The organism is Kitasatospora sp. NPDC057512 (genome assembly GCF_042802135.1).
Lineage (GTDB): Bacteria > Actinomycetota > Actinomycetes > Streptomycetales > Streptomycetaceae > Kitasatospora.
Genome location: NZ_JBHVET010001071.1, coordinates 1 through 2,086, shown reverse-complemented (window position 1 = coordinate 2,086; position 2,086 = coordinate 1). Strand labels below are relative to the sequence as shown.

General features: G+C 72.5%; 2 protein-coding genes. Both read right to left on the bottom strand.

All coding sequences use genetic code 11. From position 1 onward, the window contains the following. Positions 1-103 precede the first annotated feature (103 nt). A complete protein-coding gene (locus ACFU6K_RS37695; RefSeq protein WP_380670972.1) occupies positions 104-937 on the bottom strand; it encodes an ABC transporter permease in 834 nt (277 codons plus the stop codon). Continuing rightward, positions 934-1,956, bottom strand: coding sequence for an ATP-binding cassette domain-containing protein (locus ACFU6K_RS37690; RefSeq protein ID WP_380670970.1), 1,023 nt, complete (start codon positions 1,954-1,956; stop codon positions 934-936). Before ACFU6K_RS37690 ends, ACFU6K_RS37695 begins: the two co-directional genes overlap by 4 nt. Positions 1,957-2,086: the final 130 nt, after the last annotated feature.

The following is a 2,086-nucleotide window of genomic DNA, read 5'->3' as shown; positions in this document are numbered from 1 at the left end:
GCACGGGCCCGTACTGCGGCCGGCGCCTGTCCGGGGCGGCCGGCCGTCCTGCCCGTCCGCCGTCCCCGGTGCGGGCCGGGGAAGCCGACGGTGTTCACGGGGGTCAGGTCCGCTTGCGGAACCGGGCGACCGCCAGCGGGGCGAAGACCGCGGTGATGCCGGCCGACCAGATCAGCACGATCATCACCGGGTGGGCCACCGGGCCCGTGCCGTTGAGCAGGGAGCGGGAGGCGTCGGCCAGCGCCGAGAGCGGGTTGATCTTGGTGAAGGACTGCAGCCAGCCCGGCATGGTGTCGGTCCGGGCGAAGATCGAGCTGCCGAACTGCATCGGCATCAGGACCAGCATGGCCACGCCCTGGACGGCCTGGGCGCTGCGCAGGGCCATGCCCAGCAGCATCGAGATCCAGACGATCGACATGCCGAACAGCAGGGCCAGGCCGATCGTGGCCAGCACCTCCAGGGGGCCGGTCTTCACCTCGAAGCCGATCAGCATCGCGAAGCCGATCAGGATCGCGAAGGAGAGCAGCCCGCGGAGGGTCTCGGCGACGATCTTGGACAGCAGGACGGAGGCCCGGCCGATCGGCAGGGTGCGGAAGCGGTCCATCACGCCGCTCTGGAAGTCGCTGTTGAGGCCGGTGCCGACGGCCATCGCGAGGGTGAGGCCGGTCTGCCCGAGCAGGCCGGGGATCAGGTACTGCTTGTAGGTGTCCTGGTCGCCGGCCATCGCGCCGCCGAAGACGTAGACGAACAGCACGGTGAAGATGACCGGCATCAGCACGGCGTCGAACATCGACTCCGGGTCGGCCTTGATCCGCATCAGGTTGCGCCGGGTCAGCGCGCCGACGTGGCGCAGGGTGCCGGTCAGGCCGATCCGGGAGTCCTCCGCCGGGGGCCGGGTGTCCCGGGCCCGGGAGGGGGTGAGCGTGGCGGTGGTCATGCGACGGGCTCCTTGGCGAGGCTGGGGGCGGGCACGGCGGCGGACGCGGGCTTGCCGGTGATGGCGAGGAAGACCTCGTCCAGGCTGGGCACCTTGGTGTCGATGCCGGCGATGGCGAAGCCGCGGGTGCCGAGCACGCCGATCACCGCGGTCAGCTGCTCCTCGCCGGTGATCGGCACCGCGAGCAGCCCGGTGTCGGTGGAGACGGTGGCGTTGAGGACGCCGCTCTCGCGCAGGCAGCGGGCCATCTCGGGCAGCTCGGCCGGGTGGGCCGGGCGGACCTGGAGGGTCTGGCCGCCGACCTTGGCCTTGAGCTCGGAGACGGCGCCGTTGGCGATCACCCGGCCGCGGTCGATGACGGTCAGCTCGTTCGCGAGCTGCTCCGCCTCCTCCATGTACTGGGTGGTCAGCAGCACGGTGCTGCCCTCGGCGACCATCCGCTGCACCTCGTCCCAGACCTCGTTGCGGGTGCGCGGGTCCAGGCCGGTGGTGGGCTCGTCCAGGTAGAGCACCCGGGGGCGGCCCATCATGCTGGCGGCCAGGTCGAGGCGGCGGCGCATGCCGCCGGAGTAGGTCTTGGCGGTCCGCTTGGCGGCCTCGGTGAGCGAGAAGCGCTCCAGCAGCTCGGCGGCCCGGGCCCTGGCCTCCCGGCGGGGGAGGTCGAGCAGCCGGCCGATGAGGTAGAGGTTCTCGTACCCGGAGAGCAGCTCGTCCACGGAGGCGTACTGGCCGGTGAGGCCGATCGTGCGGCGCAGCTGCTTGGGCTGGCGCAGCACGTCGTAGCCGCCGACGTACGCGGTGCCGGCGTCCGGCTTGATCAGGGTGGAGAGGACGCGCACCAGGGTGGTCTTGCCCGCGCCGTTGGGGCCGAGCAGGGCGAGCACGGTGCCCTCCCGGACGGTCAGGTCGACCCCGTCGAGGGCCTTCGTCTCGCCGTAGTGCTTGACGATGCCCCGCACCTCCACGGCGTTCCCGGAAGTGGTTCCCCGGTCGTTCGGGGCTGTCGCGATTCGTGTCATGCCCCCAGGCTGTCCGCCCCGGCTGTCAGCTCCCTGTCGGCCGGTGCGGTGCGCTGTCGGTTCGCTGTCACGCCGCTGTCACCGGCCGCCGCGGGGCCGGGAACGGCAGCGGCCCCGCTCCCGGCGGGGG